The organism is Streptomyces sp. NPDC029139 (assembly GCF_055564335.1).
Map to the genome: position 1 here is coordinate 46,279 of NZ_JBVHWN010000022.1, position 17,931 is coordinate 64,209.

General features: G+C 71.5%; 17 protein-coding genes. 13 read left to right on the top strand and 4 right to left on the bottom strand.

The genetic code is table 11. From position 1 onward, the window contains the following. The first annotated feature begins 259 nt into the window (after positions 1-259). From ACZ4VW_RS31285 to ACZ4VW_RS31310, 6 genes are all read left to right on the top strand, one after another. Positions 260-1,000, top strand: coding sequence for a VOC family protein (locus tag ACZ4VW_RS31285; RefSeq protein ID WP_467968301.1), 741 nt, complete (start codon positions 260-262; stop codon positions 998-1,000). Positions 1,001-1,484: 484 nt separating this feature from the next. Next, positions 1,485-2,513, top strand: a complete 1,029-nt coding sequence (gene argC / locus ACZ4VW_RS31290) for an N-acetyl-gamma-glutamyl-phosphate reductase (protein ID WP_467968303.1) — start codon at positions 1,485-1,487, stop codon at positions 2,511-2,513. Between the two features lie 180 nt (positions 2,514-2,693). Then, positions 2,694-3,845 carry a bifunctional glutamate N-acetyltransferase/amino-acid acetyltransferase ArgJ gene (argJ, locus tag ACZ4VW_RS31295; protein ID WP_467968305.1) on the top strand — a complete coding sequence of 384 codons (1,152 nt, stop codon included), beginning with the start codon at positions 2,694-2,696 and terminating at the stop codon, positions 3,843-3,845. 20 nt (positions 3,846-3,865) lie between these two features. Continuing rightward, positions 3,866-4,789, top strand: a complete 924-nt coding sequence (argB, locus tag ACZ4VW_RS31300; protein ID WP_467968335.1) for an acetylglutamate kinase — start codon at positions 3,866-3,868, stop codon at positions 4,787-4,789. Continuing rightward, complete coding sequence (locus ACZ4VW_RS31305; RefSeq protein ID WP_467968307.1) at positions 4,786-5,985, top strand: acetylornithine transaminase; 1,200 nt, start codon at positions 4,786-4,788, stop codon at positions 5,983-5,985. Before argB ends, ACZ4VW_RS31305 begins: the two co-directional genes overlap by 4 nt. Before the next feature lie 7 nt (positions 5,986-5,992). Next, the gene (locus ACZ4VW_RS31310) at positions 5,993-6,532 is read left to right on the top strand and encodes an arginine repressor (protein WP_467968309.1); all 540 of its coding nucleotides are present in this window, start codon (positions 5,993-5,995) and stop codon (positions 6,530-6,532) included. A 14-nt stretch (positions 6,533-6,546) separates the two neighbouring features. Here the strand turns inward: ACZ4VW_RS31310 and ACZ4VW_RS31315 are convergent, their stop codons facing one another. The 3 genes from ACZ4VW_RS31315 to ACZ4VW_RS31325 are packed head-to-tail and all read right to left on the bottom strand — an operon-like array spanning position 6,547 to position 9,159. Next, positions 6,547-7,245: a L,D-transpeptidase family protein gene (locus ACZ4VW_RS31315; RefSeq protein ID WP_467968311.1), complete on the bottom strand. Its 699-nt coding sequence runs from the start codon at positions 7,243-7,245 to the stop codon at positions 6,547-6,549. Between the two features lie 37 nt (positions 7,246-7,282). Next, positions 7,283-7,879 (bottom strand): pyridoxamine 5'-phosphate oxidase family protein, encoded by a 597-nt coding sequence (locus ACZ4VW_RS31320; protein WP_467968313.1) that lies wholly within the window; start codon positions 7,877-7,879, stop codon positions 7,283-7,285. Between the two features lie 5 nt (positions 7,880-7,884). Beyond that, positions 7,885-9,159 (bottom strand): hypothetical protein, encoded by a 1,275-nt coding sequence (locus ACZ4VW_RS31325; RefSeq protein WP_467968315.1) that lies wholly within the window; start codon positions 9,157-9,159, stop codon positions 7,885-7,887. Between the two features lie 293 nt (positions 9,160-9,452). Here ACZ4VW_RS31325 and ACZ4VW_RS31330 point away from each other — a divergent pair, with 293 nt between their 5' ends. From ACZ4VW_RS31330 to ACZ4VW_RS31345, 4 genes are all read left to right on the top strand, one after another. Beyond that, positions 9,453-10,646 (top strand): argininosuccinate synthase, encoded by a 1,194-nt coding sequence (locus ACZ4VW_RS31330; protein WP_467968317.1) that lies wholly within the window; start codon positions 9,453-9,455, stop codon positions 10,644-10,646. Positions 10,647-10,741: 95 nt separating this feature from the next. Beyond that, positions 10,742-12,169 (top strand): argininosuccinate lyase, encoded by a 1,428-nt coding sequence (gene argH, locus ACZ4VW_RS31335; protein WP_467968319.1) that lies wholly within the window; start codon positions 10,742-10,744, stop codon positions 12,167-12,169. 207 nt (positions 12,170-12,376) lie between these two features. Continuing rightward, positions 12,377-12,928, top strand: coding sequence for a TetR/AcrR family transcriptional regulator (locus ACZ4VW_RS31340; RefSeq protein ID WP_467968321.1), 552 nt, complete (start codon positions 12,377-12,379; stop codon positions 12,926-12,928). Then, a complete protein-coding gene (locus ACZ4VW_RS31345; protein WP_467968323.1) occupies positions 12,925-14,472 on the top strand; it encodes an MFS transporter in 1,548 nt (515 codons plus the stop codon). Before ACZ4VW_RS31340 ends, ACZ4VW_RS31345 begins: the two co-directional genes overlap by 4 nt. 73 nt (positions 14,473-14,545) lie before the next feature. Here the strand turns inward: ACZ4VW_RS31345 and ACZ4VW_RS31350 are convergent, their stop codons facing one another. Then, on the bottom strand, positions 14,546-15,217 hold the full coding sequence (locus ACZ4VW_RS31350; protein WP_467968325.1) for a lysophospholipid acyltransferase family protein: 672 nt from the start codon (positions 15,215-15,217) through the stop codon (positions 14,546-14,548). A 227-nt stretch (positions 15,218-15,444) separates the two neighbouring features. Here ACZ4VW_RS31350 and ACZ4VW_RS31355 point away from each other — a divergent pair, with 227 nt between their 5' ends. The 3 genes from ACZ4VW_RS31355 to ACZ4VW_RS31365 all read left to right on the top strand — a co-directional run bounded on the left by ACZ4VW_RS31355 (position 15,445) and on the right by ACZ4VW_RS31365 (position 17,841). Beyond that, positions 15,445-16,599 (top strand): glycerophosphodiester phosphodiesterase, encoded by a 1,155-nt coding sequence (locus ACZ4VW_RS31355; RefSeq protein WP_467968327.1) that lies wholly within the window; start codon positions 15,445-15,447, stop codon positions 16,597-16,599. A gap of 196 nt (positions 16,600-16,795) precedes the next feature. After that, entirely contained in the window at positions 16,796-17,320 is a 525-nt protein-coding gene (locus tag ACZ4VW_RS31360; protein WP_467968329.1) for a sigma-70 family RNA polymerase sigma factor, read from the top strand. A 38-nt stretch (positions 17,321-17,358) separates the two neighbouring features. After that, on the top strand, positions 17,359-17,841 hold the full coding sequence (locus ACZ4VW_RS31365) for a GNAT family N-acetyltransferase (protein WP_467968331.1): 483 nt from the start codon (positions 17,359-17,361) through the stop codon (positions 17,839-17,841). Positions 17,842-17,931 lie beyond the last annotated feature (90 nt).

The following is a 17,931-nucleotide window of genomic DNA, read 5'->3' on the forward strand; positions in this document are numbered from 1 at the left end:
GGCCCGGAGCGTAGTCACCCCACGGCGTGGGCGCGGTGATCTGCCGCCGCCGGTCAGGAATCGGGGAAGACCAGGCCGAGTGCGCGCGACCGGTCCCGGTCGGACGTGAGGCCGAGCGCGGTGATCCGCTCGCCCCTGATCGTGAACGCCACCTGGAGCCCTCGTCGCTTCCGTCGTGTGATGACGGCTCCGGGACGGGATGTGACGGCGGCCCGGCAGCTCCTTCGGGTCCCGCGACGACGTACATAGGATCGCCGACATGGCTCTGCGACCTGTTCACGTCAACATCAAGGCTCTCGACGCCTCGGCGGTCGGCCGGTTCTGGGCGGAGGCACTCGGCTGGAGCGCGTACAGCCCCGGGGTGACCACCTACGTCGGGCCCCCCGGCGGCCTCGTGTGGCCGGACCCGGTCGTCCTGGGCGTCGACGTCGTTCCCGTCCCCGAACCCAAGACGCCCACGAAGAACCGTGTCCATCTCGACCTCGCCACCACCTCCACGGCTCACCAGGCGGAGTTGGTCGGGCGCCTCCTCGCTCTCGGGGCGGCGCCCGTCGACGTGGGCCAGGGCGATGTGCCGTGGACGGTCCTGGCCGACCCCGAGGGCAACGAGTTCTGCGTGCTGGAGCCCCGGGACATCCACCGCGACACCGGGCCGATCGCCACGGTGGTCGTCGACTGCACGGATCCCCGGGCGATGGCCCGCTTCTGGGGCGAGGCGACGGACTGGACCCTGCACGAGGTGACCGACGACCATGCGCTGCTGCGCTCCGCCCAGGGGGTCGGCCCGTATCTCGAGTTCCTCCGCAAGTCCGACGTGAAGACCGCACCGGACCGCGTCCATCTCGACCTGCTGCCGTGTCCCGGTGACGACCGAGCGGCGGAGGTGGCCCGACTGCGCTCCCTCGGGGCCACCGACCTCGACCTCGGCCAGGGCGACGTCCCGTGGACGTGCCTGACCGACCCGGACGACCACGAGTTCTGCGTGCTCGCCCCGTCCTGAGGCGCACCCGCCCTGCGATGCGTCGTGATCGAGTCCCGTGGGCAGCACCAGTCTCGCCCCCCCGGTCCGCCGCCGAAATCCCCCTCGACGTGCGCCCAGCGCCACCCGACGGTCCACCGGCCGTAGTGCTGGACGAGGGCGTAGGACATGGCGTCGGCCCAGGACCGGGCCTCGCCATGGCTCCAGGTCGTCATCGCAGGGTCCCCGAACGGGACGTCCGGGCGGACAGGCACACTGCGGGCCGGGCCGAGCGAGCGCACCGTCCGCGCTACGGACGCGCCGTCGAAGGCATGGCGGGCCGGGTCCACGTCCTCCCAGGTCAGGAAGGCAGGAGACAACTCGACGATGACCGCGCAAGCCTGCCACGCCCACCCGGCGCCCCCAAGCGGTTTTCCCCGCACGGCCGAGGACGGCAGCCGATGATCAGGCTTTGCATAAAACTGCGGTGCTGCGTATAGTCATGCCATCCAGGAGGAGGGTTCTGATGACGGTACGAGCAGCAGTGGCAGGCGCGAGCGGATACGCGGGAGGTGAGCTCCTGCGTCTTCTTCTCGGCCACCCCCAGGTGGAGATCGGCACGCTCACCGGCCACTCCAACGCCGGCCAGCGGCTCGGGGCGCTCCAGCCCCATCTCCTGCCCCTCGCCGACCGTGTCCTGGCGCCGACCACCGCCGAGGAGCTGGCCGGACACGACGTCGTTTTCCTCGCGCTGCCGCACGGCCAGTCCGCCGCCGTCGCCGAACAGCTCGGCCCCGACGTCCTCGTCGTCGACATGGGCGCCGACTTCCGGCTGAAGGACTCCGCCGACTGGGAGACGTTCTACGGGTCCCCGCACGCCGGCACCTGGCCCTACGGCCTTCCGGAGCTGCCGGGCGCCCGTGTCGCGCTGGAGGGGTCCAAGCGCATCGCCGTGCCGGGCTGCTACCCCACGGCCGTCTCCCTCGCGCTCTTCCCCGCGTACGAGAACGGGCTCGCGGAGCCCGAGGCCGTGATCGTCGCCGCCACGGGCACCTCCGGCGCGGGCAAGGCCCTCAAGCCCCACCTGCTCGGCAGCGAGGTGATGGGCTCCATGTCCCCGTACGGCGTCGGCGGCGGTCACCGCCACACTCCCGAGATGATCCAGAACCTCAGCGGCGCGGCCGGTGAGCGGGTCACCGTGTCCTTCACGCCGACTCTCGCCCCCATGTCCCGCGGCATCCTCGCGACCTGCTCCGCCTCGGCGAAGCCCGGGGTGACGGCCGGGGCCGTGCGCGCCGCGTACGAGAAGGCGTTCGCGGACGAGCCGTTCGTCCATCTGCTGCCCGAGGGGCAGTGGCCGGCCACGGCGTCCGTCCAGGGTTCCAACGCCGTTCAGGTCCAGGTCACGTACGACGCGGCCGCGAACCGGATCATCGCGATCAGCGCCATCGACAACCTCACGAAGGGCACCGCCGGCGGCGCGGTGCAGAGCATGAACATCGCTCTCGGGCTCCCCGAGAACACCGGACTTTCCACGATGGGAGTCGCTCCATGAGCGACGCGCGCGCAGCCGCCGGTCTGCAGATGATGACGAAGCCCGCACCTCTGCGCTGCGCGGGCGGAGAAGCGAACGGAGAAGCACTGTGAGCGACGCGCGCGCAGCCGCCGGTCTGCAGATGATGACGAAGCCCGCACCTCTGCGCCGCGCGGGCGGAGAAGCGAACGGAGAAGCACAGTGAGCGTCACCGCAGCGAAGGGATTCACGGCGGCGGGTATCGCCGCCGGGATCAAGGAGAACGGCAACCCGGACCTGGCCCTGGTGGTCAACAACGGGCCCCGCCACGCCGCCGCCGGCGTCTTCACCTCCAACCGTGTCAAGGCCGCGCCCGTGCTGTGGTCCCAGCAGGTCCTGACCACCGGCGAGCTGGCGGCCGTGGTTCTCAACTCCGGCGGCGCCAATGCCTGTACGGGCCCGCGGGGCTTCCAGGACACCCACGCCACCGCCGAGAAGGTCGCGGAGCTCCTGGACGTCGGCGCCGGCGAGGTCGCCGTCGCCTCCACCGGCCTCATCGGCCTGCTGCTCCCCATGGACAGGGTCCTCTCCGGCGTCGAGAAGGCCGTCGGCGAGCTCTCCGAGCACGGCGGCGAGAAGGCCGCCATCGCCATCAAGACCACCGACACCGTCCACAAGACCTCCGTGGTCACGAAGGACGGCTGGACCGTCGGCGGCATGGCCAAGGGCGCGGGCATGCTCGCCCCCGGCCTGGCCACCATGCTCGTCGTCGTCACCACGGACGCCGACGTCGCCTCCAAGGACCTGGACTCGGCGCTCCGGCAGGCCACCAAGGTCACCTTCGACCGGGTCGACTCCGACGGCTGCATGTCCACCAACGACACCGTCCTCCTCCTCGCCTCCGGCGCCTCGGGCGTCACCCCGGCGTACGAGGAGTTCGCCGAGGCGGTGACCGACGTCTGCCAGGACCTCGCCCGCCAGCTCATCGGCGACGCCGAGGGCGCCAGCAAGGACATCCGTATCGAGGTGATCAACGCCGCGACCGAGGACGACGCCGTCGAGGTGGGCCGCTCCATCGCCCGCAACAACCTCCTCAAGTGCGCCATCCACGGCGAGGACCCCAACTGGGGCCGGGTGCTCTCCGCCATCGGCACGACCGGGGCCGCCTTCGAGCCCGACCGGCTGAACGTCGCCATCAACGGCGTGTGGGTCTGCAGGAACGGCTCGGTCGGCGAGGACCGGGACCTGGTCGACATGCGCTTCCGGGAGGTCACCATCACCGCCGACCTCGCCGCCGGCGCCGAGTCCGCCGTCATCTGGGCCAACGACCTCACCGCCGACTACGTCCACGAGAACAGCGCGTACTCCTCATGAGCGATTCGACGAGCGACCCGATGAACGACGCGACGAACCAGACGCGCAAGCACAAGGCCCTGCCCAAGGCGCAGATCCTCATCGAGGCCCTGCCCTGGCTGACCCGCCACAACGGCAAGACGGTCGTCATCAAGTTCGGCGGCAACGCCATGATCGACGACGACCTCAAGGCCGCTTTCGCCCAGGACGTCGTCTTCCTGCGCCACGCCGGCCTCAAGCCGGTCGTCGTGCACGGCGGCGGGCCGCAGATCAGCGCCGCGCTCGACCGGCACGGCATCGTGAGCGAGTTCAAGGCCGGACTGCGCGTCACCACCGAGGACGCGATGGACGTCGTACGGATGGTGCTCGCCGGCCAGGTCCAGCGTGAGCTCGTCGGCCTGCTCAACCAGCACGGCCCGTTCGCCGTCGGTATGACCGGCGAGGACGCGCACACCATCACGGCCACCAAGCACCAGCCGGTCATCGAGGGCGAACAGGTCGACATCGGCCGGGTCGGCGAGATCACCGCCATCGACACCGGCGCCATCGAGGCGCTCCTGGAGGACGGCCGGATCCCGGTCATCTCCTCCATCGCCCGCTCCGAGGACGACGGACATGTCTACAACGTCAATGCTGATACGGCGGCTGCGGCTCTCGCTGCGGCGCTGGGCGCCGAGACCCTGATGGTCCTGACCGACGTCGAGGGCCTCTACGAGGACTGGCCGCACAGCGACGAGGTCATCAGCCGGCTCAGCGCGAGCCAGCTGGAGAAGCTTCTGCCCGAGCTCTCCAGCGGAATGGTCCCCAAGATGGAGGGCTGCCTGCACGCCGTGCGCAACGGGGTCACCACGGCCCGCGTGATCGACGGCCGGGTCCAGCACTCGATCCTGCTGGAGATCTTCACCGACGAGGGCATCGGCACGATGGTCGTGCCCGACGAGAACACGGCGCAGGGGGAGTCATGAGCAACGCGGAACTGAGGCAGCGCTGGCAGTCCTCGCTGATGGACAACTACGGCACGCCGAAGCTGTCCCTCGTCCGCGGCGAGGGCGCCAAGGTCTGGGACGCCGACGGCACCGAGTACCTCGACTTCGTCGGCGGCATCGCCGTCAACGCCCTCGGCCACGCGCACCCGGCGATCGTCGAGGCCGTGTCGCGGCAGATCGCCTCCCTCGGCCATGTCTCCAACCTCTTCGTCGCCGAGCCGCCCGTCGCCCTCGCCGAGCGGCTGCTCCAGCTCTTCGGTCGGCCCGGACGGGTCTTCTTCTGCAATTCCGGTGCCGAGGCCAACGAAGGCGCCTTCAAGATCGGCCGGCTGACGGGCCGGAGTCACATGGTCGCCACCCAGGGCGGCTTCCACGGCCGGACCATGGGCGCGCTCGCGCTCACCGGCCAGCCCGGCAAGCAGACCCCGTTCCTGCCGCTCCCCGGCGACGTCACGCACGTCCCGTACGGAGACGTCGAGGCGTTGCGCGCCGCCGTGACGGAGAGCACCGCCCTTGTGGTCATCGAGCCGATCCAGGGCGAGAACGGCGTCGTCGTCCCGCCCGTCGGCTACCTCCGGGCCGCCCGTGAGATCACCCGCGCCACCGGCACGCTCCTCGTCCTCGACGAGGTACAGACGGGCATCGGCCGGACCGGCCACTGGTTCGAGCACCAGGGCCACGACGGGGTCGACCCGGACATCGTGACCCTCGCCAAGGGCCTCGGGGGCGGGCTGCCGCTCGGCGCGACCATCGCCTTCGGCGAGGTCGCCGAGCTGTTCCAGCCCGGCCACCACGGCACGACCTTCGGCGGGAACCCGGTCGCCTGCGCCGCCGGCCTCGCCGTCATCGACACTCTCGCGACCGGCGGAACGCTCGACGAGGTCAAGCGGCTCGGCGAGAAACTGCGCGGCGGAATCGAGGGTCTGGGCCACCCGCTGGTCTCCCACGTCCGTGGTGCGGGCCTCTTGCTGGGTATCGTGCTCACCGAGTCCCTTGCGCCCCAGGTGCAGCAAGCGGCTCAGGACGCCGGTCTTCTGGTGAACGCGCCCGCCCCCGATGTCGTACGGCTCATGCCGGCACTGACCATCGGAGACGCCGAGGTGGATGCGTTCCTGGCAGCGCTGCCCGGTGTCCTCGACGAAGCGGTGAACGGGGAAGGACGAACCGGAGAATGAGACGACGATGACCGACGCGCAGGAATCCGAGCACGGAGGGCCGTCCGTTCCGCAGACCCGCACCGCCCGCCACCGCAGGATCGTGGACATCCTCAACCGGCAGCCGGTGCGCTCGCAGAGCCAGCTCGCCAAGCTCCTCGCGGACGACGGGCTGAGCGTCACGCAGGCGACGCTCTCCCGCGACCTCGACGAGCTCGGCGCGGTGAAGATCCGCAACACGGGCGGCGAGTTGATCTACGCGGTGCCCAGCGAGGGCGGTTTCCGCACCCCGCAGGCGCCGCTCGGCGAATCCGCCAAGGAGGAGCGGATGCGGCGCCTCTCCGGCGAACTGCTCATCTCCGCCGAGGCGTCCGCCAACCTGGTGGTCCTGCGGACCCCGCCGGGGGCCGCCCAGTTCCTCGCGTCGGCCATCGACCAGGCCGAACTCCACGCGATCCTCGGCACGATCGCGGGTGACGACACGCTGCTGCTGATCTCCCGCGACCCGGCGGGCGGCCAGGCTCTCGCCGACCACCTGCTGCGGCTCGCCCAGAACGACCGCTCGTAGACACGGGGCGCGCCTCAGGGGGTGTACCGGCTGATCGCCGTCGGTCCGCCCCGCGTGCCGATGGCGATCCGCGGGTGGCGCGCCGGATCCGCCCAGTCGAGGATCCGGCGCATGGCACCGGCCGGTACGGACACACAACCGGCCGTCGCCGCCCGCCCGTCGACGTGCAGGAAGATTCCGGCGCCGCGTCCGCGCACGGGCCGGTCGTAGTTGAAACCGATGACGAGCGCGTGCGCGTACTGCGTCCTGTACGCGGCGAGGCGCTCGGCCTCGGCGGCCCGGCAATCGCGCGGAAGACCCTCGACCCAGCGGTTGTACGCCCGGGAGTCGCCGTCTTGACACCACCAGGACCGGCCGGTCACCCGGGCGTACCGGTACGCGGTGCCCGGGGGCGCCTTCTTGACCCCGAAGGCGTACGGGAGCGAGTAGAGGCCCGTCGGCGTGGTGTTCGTACCCTGGCGGCGCTTCGCGCCCTCCACCAGCCCCCCGGTTCCGAAGCGGGCGGGAGCGGATCCCGCCTTCACCCCCCGCCCGCCCCGCCGGTCCCACCAGGTGACGGTCCCGGTGGTGGACCGCGCGGTGGCCGCCTCGGCGGTGATCAGCTGGGATCCCGGTCCCGCCGCGGCCGGAGCGGCCGCGGCGGGGGAAGGCATGGTCAGGAAAGGCGTGGCGAGGGAGGCCAGGGCGGCCCCCACGGCGAGAAGGGTGCGCATGGCGCGACGCTAGGCGCACCCCCGTACGGTCGCCAGGTCAGTGGGCCGGGCGGGGGAGCGGCGGCAGCGGAAGGGGCAGTCCCGGGAGGCCGTCCATGCTCGACGCGATGTGGTCCTTCTTCGTGAAGTAGGCGCTCAGCGAGGCGTCGTCCTCGCGCGCGAACCGCTTCCCGTGCAGATCGCGGTCCTCGCCGTACGTCATCAACGGCACCGCGTACCCGCAGGTGTCCCGTACCAGCTCCGCGGTGACGACGATGATGGCGCGCAGCCCGTGCTGGGTCACGTCGATCGAGGGGAAGTGCGCCATGAGCGACTCCCACCGCTCGTCGTCACGGAACACCGGCTCGCCGCGCCCGTGGACGCGCACGATGTTGGGCGGCCCCTGGAAGGCGCACCACATGAGGGTGATGCGCCCGTTCTCCCGCAGATGGGCCACGGTCTCGGCGTTGCTGCCGGCGAAGTCCAGGTAGGCCACGGTCAGTTCGTCGATGACGGCGAAGGAGCCGGTCAGTCCTTTGGGGGAGAGGTTGATGGTGCCCTCGCCGTCGAGCGGCGCGGTCGCGGTGAAGAACACCGGCTGGGCCTCGATGAAGTCGCGGAGTCGTCCGTCTATGCGTTCATGCGTCTTTCCCATGACGGTCATTGTCTCCCGGACGCCCCGGGCGGGGCGGCGCGCAGCAGATGCGAGCGGATCGTCGAGCGGGTCGACTCGGCCAAGGCGTTCCGGTGCCGTTCCAGCAGACCCAGCATCTCCTCGGCCTCCTCGCGGGACCGGTGGTCGGTGTTCCACCAGGCACGGTTGGCCGCCGGCGCGGCACGCGCGCGCAGGCGCGGATCCGGGTCGTCCATCATGCGCAGCGCGCACAGCAGCCGTGCGCCGTCACGGCGCTCCGAGGTCACCCGCAGGGCCGCTGCCCGCTGCGCGTACGGCCGGTGGGGCGCGGCCATGTCCAACAGTCCCTCCTCCGGCACCCGGGACGCGTGCGGGGCCAGCGTCCGCGCGGTCTCGCGGACCACGGCCGCCGACGGGTCGTCGAGCAGCGGCAGCACCCCGCGCCAGTCCTCCGGCTCCAGCACCCGCAGCCCCGCCACCGCCGACGCCCGCACCCGCGCGTCCCGATGGCGCGTCAGCGTCCGCAGCAGACCGGTGTCCTCGTCCTTCCGCTCCCGGCACTCCGCGAGACCCAGCGGCGCGTACGGCAGCGGCGCGTCCTCCTCGCACCGTGCCCGGCACCAGTCGGCCGGCTCTCCGCCGACCTGCCGCACCACCCACCGCGCGCAGGCTCGTACCGTCCCCGAACGGTCGGCGAGGAAGACCCACGCGTCCCCGTGGCGCCCGGCCCGGTGCAGGGCCGTCACCCCGGCCGACCGGACGCCGGGCCACCGGGCCTTCAGCAGGGGATCGAGGAGCGCGGGATCCGCGCCGCCGCGTACGGCGGCCCGCACCGTCTCCGTGCACTCCTCCCGTACCACCGGGTCGGGGTCGGACACGGCCGCTTGCACGTTCCGCGCCACGGGGAGCCGCCCGCCCGCGAGGGCCCTTCGGTACGCGAACCGGCGCGTCGGGGGGTGCGGGGCGCCGAGCAGCGCCTCCATGACCTTCGGGGCCGCCGTGTCCGCGGCGTCCTCGACCAGTGCGAGCGCTCTGCCGCCGCGCCGCCGCCCGGCGGCCTCCAGGACCACACCGACGGTGAGGGGCAGGGCCTCGGGGGAGACCGGCCGCCGCAGTCCCTCCGCCAGGATCTCCAGGGCTCGCTCCCGTACGGGCTCCACCCAGTCCGCACAGCGGACCGCCACCAGGGGCAGCATCTCCCCGAGCAGTTCCGGCGGCGCTCCGGAGAGCTGTCCCACGGCCGCCTCGCGCACGTGCCCCGAGCCATGACAGAGGGCCGGCGCGAGGTCGGCAGCGGACATCTCACCCCACCCTCCGCCTTGCCCGGGCCGCGTCGACGGCGGCTCGTACCGGCTGCGCGCGCGGACGGCGCGGTCGTACTCCAGCCATCGCCGTGGCCCGTCCGGCCCCCGAGGGCTCGTGTCCTGATCGTCGTGGTGCATGGAGCCTCCGTCTCTCCGCCGGCCGGGGGACTCCAGCGCCGTCGGCCCTCGTTCCCCGCCCGAATATCGGGAGGCGGCGAGACACCTTTGACGAATCATGCAGAGGAATGCATACTCATGCATGTTGGTGCTTGCAAGGTAAGGAGAACCCCGTGACCGAGCGCGTCGTACTCGCCTATTCGGGCGGTCTGGACACCTCCGTCGCCATCGGCTGGATCGCCGAGGAGACGGGCGCCGAGGTCATCGCCGTCGCGGTGGACGTCGGCCAGGGCGGCGAGGACCTGGACGTCATCCGCAAGCGCGCGCTCGCCTGCGGGGCGGTCGAGGCCGAGGTCGCGGATGCCAAGGACGAGTTCGCCGACGAGTACTGTCTCCCGGCGATCAAGGCCAACGCCCTCTACATGGACCGCTACCCTCTGGTCTCCGCCCTCTCCCGGCCCGCCATCGTCAAGCACCTCGTCGCCGCCGCACGGAAGCACGGCGCCGGCATCGTCGCCCACGGCTGCACCGGCAAGGGCAACGACCAGGTCCGGTTCGAGGCCGGTATCCAGGCCCTCGGCCCCGACCTGAAGTGCATCGCCCCGGTCCGCGACTACGCCATGACCCGCGACAAGGCCATCGCCTTCGCCGAGAAGGCGAACCTGCCCATCGCGACCAGCAAGAAGTCCCCGTACTCCATCGACCAGAACGTCTTCGGCCGCGCCGTCGAGACCGGATTCCTCGAGGACATCTGGAACGCGCCGATCGAGGACATCTACGAGTACACCCAGAACCCGGCGGTCGCCCGTGAGGCCGACGAGGTCGTCATCTCCTTCGAGAAGGGCGTCCCGGTCGCCCTCGACGGCAGGCCCGTCACCGTCCTGCAGGCGATCCAGCAGCTCAACGAGCGCGCCGGTGCCCAGGGCGTCGGCCGGATCGACATGGTCGAGGACCGGCTCGTGGGCATCAAGTCCCGCGAGGTCTACGAGGCACCCGGCGCGATCGCCCTGATCACCGCCCACCAGGAGCTGGAGAACGTCACCGTCGAGCGCGAGCTGGCCCGCTACAAGCGGCAGGTCGAGCAGCGCTGGGGCGAGCTGGTCTACGACGGTCTCTGGTTCTCCCCGCTCAAGCGCGCCCTGGACGGCTTCATCCACGAGGCCAACCAGCACGTCACCGGTGACATCCGGATGACCCTGCACGGCGGCCGCGCCGTCGTCACCGGCCGGAGGTCCGAGGAGTCGCTGTACGACTTCAACCTCGCCACCTACGACTCGGGCGACACCTTCGACCAGTCCAAGGCGCAGGGCTTCATCGACATCTTCGCCCTCTCGGCGAAGATCGCCGCACGGCGTGACCTCGCGTAAGTCGTCGTCGTTCCACAGCCGCCTCCCCCGACGGTTCCCCATCGGTTCACCGGCGGGGAGGCGGCCTTGTACCCACCCCTTGAGGAGCAGTAGCTGTGAGCAGCAACAACGGTGACGTCCGGCTCTGGGGCGGCCGTTTCGCCGACGGTCCGGCCGAGGCCCTGGCGAAGCTGTCCGCGTCGGTCCACTTCGACTGGCGCCTCGCGCCGTACGACATCGCCGGTTCCCGCGCCCACGCGCGCGTGCTCCACCAGGCGGGCCTGCTCACCGAGGACGAGCTGACGCGCATGCTGGCCGGCCTCGACCAGCTCGAGGCCGACGTGTCGGACGGCTCCTTCGTCGGCACCATCGCCGACGAGGACGTCCACACCGCCCTGGAGCGGGGCCTCCTGGAGCGCCTCGGCCCGGACCTCGGCGGCAAGCTGCGCGCAGGCCGGTCCCGCAACGACCAGGTCGCCACCCTCTTCCGGATGTACCTGCGCGACCACGCCCGGATCATCGGCGGGCTGATCGCCGAGCTCCAGGACGCGCTCGTGGGTCTCGCCGAGGCCCACGCGGACGTCGCCATGCCGGGCCGTACGCACCTCCAGCACGCCCAGCCGGTGCTCTTCGCCCACCATGTGCTCGCGCACGTTCAGTCCCTCTCCCGGGACGCCGAGCGGCTGCGTCAGTGGGACACCCGGACCGCCGTCTCCCCGTACGGCTCCGGTGCCCTGGCCGGCTCCTCGCTCGGGCTCGACCCGGAGGCGGTCGCCAAGGACCTCGGCTTCGAGCGGGGCTCGGTCGGCAACTCGATCGACGGCACGGCCTCGCGCGACTTCGTCGCCGAGTTCGCCTTCATCACGGCGATGATCGGCGTGAACCTCTCGCGCATCGCGGAGGAGATCATCATCTGGAACACGAAGGAGTTCTCCTTCGTGACCCTGCACGACGCGTTCTCGACCGGCTCGTCGATCATGCCGCAGAAGAAGAACCCGGACATCGCCGAGCTGGCCCGGGGCAAGTCCGGCCGTCTGATCGGCAACCTCACGGGCCTGCTCGCCACGCTGAAGGCGCTGCCGCTCGCGTACAACCGCGACCTCCAGGAGGACAAGGAGCCCGTCTTCGACTCCTGCGACCAGCTGGAGGTCCTGCTGCCCGCCTTCACCGGCATGATGGCCACGCTCACCGTCAACCGGGAGCGGATGGAGGAGCTGGCCCCGGCCGGCTTCTCGCTCGCCACCGACATCGCCGAGTGGCTGGTCAAGCAGGGTGTGCCGTTCCGGGTGGCGCACGAGGTCGCCGGCGAGTGCGTGAAGGTCGCCGAGGCGGAGGGCAAGGAGCTCGACGAGCTCACGGACGAGCAGTTCGCCAAGATCTCCGAGCACCTGACCCCCGAGGTCCGCACGGTCCTCAACGTCCCGGGCGCCCTGGCCTCCCGCGACGGCCGCGGCGGGACGGCCCCCTCGGCCGTGGCCGCCCAGCTGGTCGAGGTCAAGGCCGACCTGGTGATCCAGCACGCCTGGGCCACCGCCAAGCAGTAACCCGTACGACTCCCAGCGCCGCCGCCCACTCCTCGAGAGGGCGGCGGCGCCGTGTTTTCGCCGGTCGACGACCGAGCCCCCGGGAGGCCGGGGCACGCCGGGCCTCCGGGCGGCCGGGGCACGCCGAGCCTTCCCATGCCCACCGAAAGGTGAGGCGCCGACTTATCGAATGAGACATGAACGTCTCATTCGGTGTATGGTCGTCTCATGTCAGTCGACCGCACCCTCGTGCTCCGCACCGCCGCCGCGCTGCTCGCCCGGAAATCGACCGCCACCATGGACGAGGTCGCCCGAGCCGCCGGCATCGGCCGCGCCACCCTGCACCGGCACTTCGCCGGGCGGGACGCGCTCGTCAGGGCGCTGGAGGCGATGGGGATCGAGGAGTTCGAGGCCGCGCTCGACGCGGCCCGCCTCGACGAGGGCCCGGCCGACGACGCGCTGCGGCGCCTGGTCGCCGCGTCGGAGCCGTGCGCGCAGCTGCTGGCCTTCCTCGTCACGGAGAACCAGCTCTTCGAGGGCGACCAGGTCAACGAGGGCTGGGCCCGGCTCGACGGAAGAGTCAGCGCCCTGTTCCGGCGCGGCCAGGAGGAAGGCGCCTTCCGGATCGACCTGAGCCCCGCCTGGCTCACCGAGGCCCTCTACGGCCTCATCTCCTCCTGCGCCTGGTCCGTCATGGACGGACGGGTCGCGGGCAAGGACTTTCACTACATGATCACCGAGCTGCTGCTCGGTGGCGCACGACGGAGCGTGGAGCAATGAGCGGCACCCGGCAACTGACCCCGACCCAGAGCGTGGAGGTGAAGAACCCCGGCCGCTGGCTCGCGCTCGCGGTGCTGGTCCTGGCCGTCCTGCTGGTCGCGGTCGACGCCACCGTCCTCGGCCTCGCGACTCCCGCGCTCAGCGAGGACCTCGAGCCGTCCGGCACGCAGCTGCTCTGGATCGGCGACATCTACTCCTTCGTCATCGCCGGCCTGCTCGTCTCCATGGGCTCCCTCGGCGACCGGATCGGCCGCAAGAAGCTGCTCCTGATCGGCGCGACCGCCTTCGGCGCCGTCTCCGTGCTCAACGCGTACGCGACCAGCCCCGAGATGATGATCGTGGCCCGCGCGCTGCTCGGTGTCGCCGGCGCGACGCTGATGCCGTCGACCCTGGCGCTGATCCGGAACATCTTCCACGACCCCAAGGAGCGCAGCCTCGCCATCGGCATCTGGGGCGCCACGGCCTCGGCCGGCGCGGCCATCGGACCGGTCGTCGGCGGAGCGCTGCTCCAGCACTTCTACTGGGGCTCGGTCTTCCTCATCAACCTGCCCGTCATGGCCGTCCTGGTCCTGGTCGGCATCAAGCTGCTGCCCGAGTCGAAGAACCCGGTCACCGGCCCCTGGGACCTGATCAGCGTCGGCCTCTCGCTCATCGGCATCATCGGCGTCGTCTACGCGGTGAAGGAGCTCGCCTCCCACGGCCTGTCCGCGGAGGTCGCGGGCGCCCTCGCCGTCGGCGCCGCCGCCCTGTACGCCTTCGTCCGCCGTCAGTACGCGCTGGCCACGCCGCTGCTCGACATGCGGCTGTTCAAGCACCGCGGCTTCTCGGGCGCGGTCCTGGCCGACCTGCTCACCGTCTTCGGACTGTCCGGACTGGTCTTCTTCCTCTCCCAGTTCCTCCAGCTCGTCCAGGGCCGTGAGCCGCTGGAGGCCGGCCTGGCCGAACTGCCCGCCGCCATCGGCGCGGTGGTCACCGGTCTGATCGCGGGCCGGTACGCCCGGCGGTTCTCGGTACGGGGCATCGTGGCCGGCGGTCTCGCCGCCATCGGTCTCGCGCTCGCCGTCATCACCCTGGTGCACCGGGAGACGGGCTACCCGCTGCTCGGCGCCGCCCTGCTCGTCGTCGGCCTCGGCGCCGGGTTCTCGTTCACCGTCACCGCCGACGTGATCCTCTCCAGCGTGCCCAAGGAGCAGGCGGGTTCGGCCTCGGCCGTCTCCGAGACCGCGTACGAACTGGGCGCGGCGCTCGGCATCGCGCTCCTCGGCTCGATCGTCACCGGTGTCTACCAGGGCTTCACCACCCCGGCGGGCGTCCCCTCGGGCGCCGCCGCGGCGGCCCACGAGTCGCTCGGCGGCGCGGTCGAGGCATCCTCGGCCCTCGCCCCGGACACGGCGACCGCCCTGGTCTCCGCCGCCCAGGACGCCTTCGTCGACGGCCTGAACATCGCGGCGGGTGTCGGCGCGGCGGTCCTGCTCGCCACGTCGGTGGCGGCCTGGTTCCTGCTGAAGGGCCAGAAGCTGGAGGACGGGCCGGAGCACCCGTGACCCGTCCGGTCCGACGCCACGGGGCCGGGGTCCTCAAGGACCCCGGCCCCGTGGGCCTATCCGCTCACCGCCGTTACGCGGCCTTGGCCTTGGTGGCGTACATGTCCACGTACTCCTGGCCGGACAGCCGCATCACCTCGGACATCACCGAGTCCGTCACCGCCCGCAGCACATAGCGGTCCCGGTCCATGCCCTCGTACCGCGAGAACTCCATCGGCTCGCCGAAGCGCACCGTCACCCGGCCCGGCCGCGGCAGACCCGCCCCGCCCGGCTGGATCTTGTCGGTGCCGATCATCGCGAACGGCACCACCGGCGCGCCGGTCATCAGCGTGAGACGCGCGATGCCGGTACGGCCCCGGTACAGCCGGCCGTCGGGGGAGCGGGTGCCCTCCGGGTAGATGGAGAAGATCTTGCCCTCCTCAAGCACCCGGCGGCCCGTCATCAGCGCCGCGACACCGCCACGGCCGCCGTCGCGGTCCACCGGGATCATGCCGACGCTGGTGAAGAACCAGGCCATCAGCCGGCCCTTGAGGCCCTTGCCCGTGACGTATTCGTCCTTGCCGATGAAGAAGACCGGACGGTCCGTGCAGATCGGCATGATCATCGAGTCGATGAAGGTGAGGTGGTTGCCCGCGAGAATCACCGGACCGGTCCCCGGGATGTTCTCCGCGCCCTCCACACGGGGGCGGAACATCAGGCGCAGGATCGGTCCGAGCACTGCCTTGATGAGTGCGAGACGGGACAACGGTTCCTCCGGTGTCGGGAACGGACGGCGTCGGTGTGTGGGGAGTGTGCAGGTGAGGACGATACTCGCGGGTCACCGCCCTGCGCACATCGGGTTCACCGAGTCGATACGCAGTGTTGACGTGTGTTTCCGCCATGTTCGGCCAGGGTCTGCCCCAGGTAAGGGGTGAATGCATACGGTCGGGACAGCCGTTGACAGGTGCGGGACATCACATCGAAGGAGCCTTCATGACACAGGGTGAGCACCGGAGCCCGGCCCGGCGGACGGTCCTCGGCGCGGCCGGCGCGGCCGTACTGGGAGCCTCCACGGTCCTCCCGGCGGGCACCGCGCAGGCCGCCGACGCGGGCGGGCGCCGGCGCGGCTTCCGCTCCCTGCCCGCCCCCACCGTCATCGCCCACCGCGGCGCCAGCGGCTACCGCCCCGAGCACACCCTCGGCTCCTACCAGCTCGCCCTCGACCTCGGCGCCCATGTGATCGAGCAGGACCTCGTCCCCACCAAGGACGGCCACCTGGTCTGCCGGCACGAGAACGACATCACCGGCACCACCGATGTCGCCGACCACCCGGAGTTCGCCTCCCGCAGGACCACCAAGTCCGTCGACGGGGTCTCCCTCACCGGCTGGTTCACCGAGGACTTCACCCTGGCCGAGCTCAAGACGCTGCGCGCCAAGGAGCGCATCCCCGGCACCCGCCAGGAGAACACCCTCTACGACGGCCGCTGGCAGATCCCCACCTTCGAGGAGGTGCTGCGCTGGGCCGACCGGGAGGGCCGCCGCCGGGGCCACGAGGTCTGGCTGCACGTCGAGACCAAGCACCCCACCTACTTCCGCTCCCTCGGCCTCGGCCTGGAGGAGCGCCTCGCCAAGCTGCTGCGCCGGTACGGGCGTCACCGCGCCGACTCCGCGGTCTTCCTGCAGTCCTTCGAGCCGAGCAGCATGCAGCGGATGGCGAAGCTGGTGAACTCCCCGCGCGTGGTACTGCTGTGGACCGCGGACGACCGGCCGTGGGACTTCGTCCAGGCGGGCGACCCGCGCACGGTCGCGGATCTGGTCACGCCCGAGGGGCTGCGGTGGATCGCCTCGTACGCCCAGGGCATCGGTCCGGTCCTCGACCTGGTGATCCCGCGCGACGCGAGCGGCCGCCTCGGGGACCCGACCACCCTGGTCCGCGACGCGCACGCGGAGGGCCTGATCCTCCACCCGTACACCCACCGGAACGAGAACAGCTTCCTGCCCGCCGACTTCCGCCGCGGCACGGACCCGGCGGCGTACGGGGACTCCTTCGGCGCCCTGAAGACCTACCTGGCGACCGGTATCGACGGCATCTTCTCCGACAACCCGGACACGGCCCTGCTCGCTGCGGAGGACTTCCGGACGGCCTGATCCCGTCGCGGGCGCGCGCCGCCGCTCCCCTCCGCACGTGGTCCGCACGCGGCCCGCGGCGAAGCACGAGGGGGGCGGCTCCGCACCGTGGTCCGTGCGGTCGGGTGGTGGGGTCAGGGCCACGGCGACCGCACCCGCGCGAGTGGTTTACGCACAGGCTCGCAACCACCCGCCGCCCCGGCCCGTCGTGCCGGACATGACCCTCCCCGACCCCACACTCCTGCGCACCCTCGCCCCCCTCCTCACCGCCGAGTCGAACGCCGAGGCCCCCGGCGCCGGTGTCGACGCGGGCGATCTCGAACAGGCCGTCTGGCTCAAACTCCTCGAACGGCTCCAGGACGACGACGTCCCCACCCGCCCCGCCGACTGGCTGCGCCGTGCCGTCCGCGCCGAGGCCCGCCGCGCCCGCCGCGCCGCCCTGCGCGAACGCCCCTACGGCGCCGACGAGGCCGCGGCCCCGCACGACTCCCCCGAGAGCTCGGCCCTGGTGGCCGAACGCCGCCGCACCGTACGCGCCGCCGTCCGCCGCACCCCCGGCCACTGCCCGCGCCTGCTCACCGCGATGCTCGACCCGGCCGACCCCACCTACCGGGAAATCGCAGGGGAGTTGGGTATCTCACAAGGCAGTCTGGGGCCGATGCGTTCCCGATGCCTGGGATGCCTGCGCAGAATGCTGGCTGCAGAGGTTCCCGCATCGATCCCGAGGGGAAGGGTGCGGTAGACCGACCGGTGGACCAGGCGAGCGGGAGGCATGCGCACATGGGCATGAGCGTGACCATCTCAGCGGCAGCCGCGCAGGACGCGGAGCACATACTCAAGCTGCAGTACCTCTGTTACCAGAGCGAGGCCGAGCTCTACGGCGACTACTCCATCGAGCCGCTCACCCAGACCCTGGACTCCCTGCGGACCGAACTCGCCGAGGGCCACTGCCTGGTGGCGCGGCTCGGCGACGAGGTCGTCGCCTCCGTACGCGGCCGGGTCGACGAGACCGGCACCGTACGGATCGCCAAACTCATCGTCCACCCGCGGATGCGGCGCCACGGTCTCGGCGGCCGGCTGCTCGACGCCATCGAGAGTCACTTCGCCGGTGACCCGGACCCCGGCGCCAAGCGCTTCCAGCTCTTCACCGGCCACCGCAGCGAGGGCAACCTGCGCCTCTACCGCCGCAAGGGCTACGAGCAGGTGGCGACCCACGAGATCGGGCCCCGCCTCACCCTGGTGACCCTGGAGAAGGCCGCCTAGGCCGTGTCTCTTTGATGGGTTGATCAGTTGATCGGATGTGTCTGTCCGGTTAGTGATCACTGATGCGATGTGGGACCGGATCGAGCCGCT

Coding starts and splice junctions, on each gene's coding strand:
- ACZ4VW_RS31345 (WP_467968323.1), top strand. CDS start 12,925: ATGAGCGGCACCCGGCAACTGACCCCGACCCAGAGCGTGGAGGTGAAG.
- ACZ4VW_RS31355 (WP_467968327.1), top strand. CDS start 15,445: ATGACACAGGGTGAGCACCGGAGCCCGGCCCGGCGGACGGTCCTCGGC.
- ACZ4VW_RS31310 (WP_467968309.1), top strand. CDS start 5,993: ATGACCGACGCGCAGGAATCCGAGCACGGAGGGCCGTCCGTTCCGCAG.
- argC (WP_467968303.1), top strand. CDS start 1,485: ATGACGGTACGAGCAGCAGTGGCAGGCGCGAGCGGATACGCGGGAGGT.
- ACZ4VW_RS31360 (WP_467968329.1), top strand. CDS start 16,796: ATGACCCTCCCCGACCCCACACTCCTGCGCACCCTCGCCCCCCTCCTC.
- ACZ4VW_RS31315 (WP_467968311.1), bottom strand. CDS start 7,245: ATGCGCACCCTTCTCGCCGTGGGGGCCGCCCTGGCCTCCCTCGCCACG.
- ACZ4VW_RS31340 (WP_467968321.1), top strand. CDS start 12,377: ATGTCAGTCGACCGCACCCTCGTGCTCCGCACCGCCGCCGCGCTGCTC.
- ACZ4VW_RS31305 (WP_467968307.1), top strand. CDS start 4,786: ATGAGCAACGCGGAACTGAGGCAGCGCTGGCAGTCCTCGCTGATGGAC.
- ACZ4VW_RS31285 (WP_467968301.1), top strand. CDS start 260: ATGGCTCTGCGACCTGTTCACGTCAACATCAAGGCTCTCGACGCCTCG.
- ACZ4VW_RS31320 (WP_467968313.1), bottom strand. CDS start 7,879: ATGGGAAAGACGCATGAACGCATAGACGGACGACTCCGCGACTTCATC.
- ACZ4VW_RS31365 (WP_467968331.1), top strand. CDS start 17,359: ATGGGCATGAGCGTGACCATCTCAGCGGCAGCCGCGCAGGACGCGGAG.
- argB (WP_467968335.1), top strand. CDS start 3,866: ATGAACGACGCGACGAACCAGACGCGCAAGCACAAGGCCCTGCCCAAG.
- ACZ4VW_RS31325 (WP_467968315.1), bottom strand. CDS start 9,159: ATGTCCGCTGCCGACCTCGCGCCGGCCCTCTGTCATGGCTCGGGGCAC.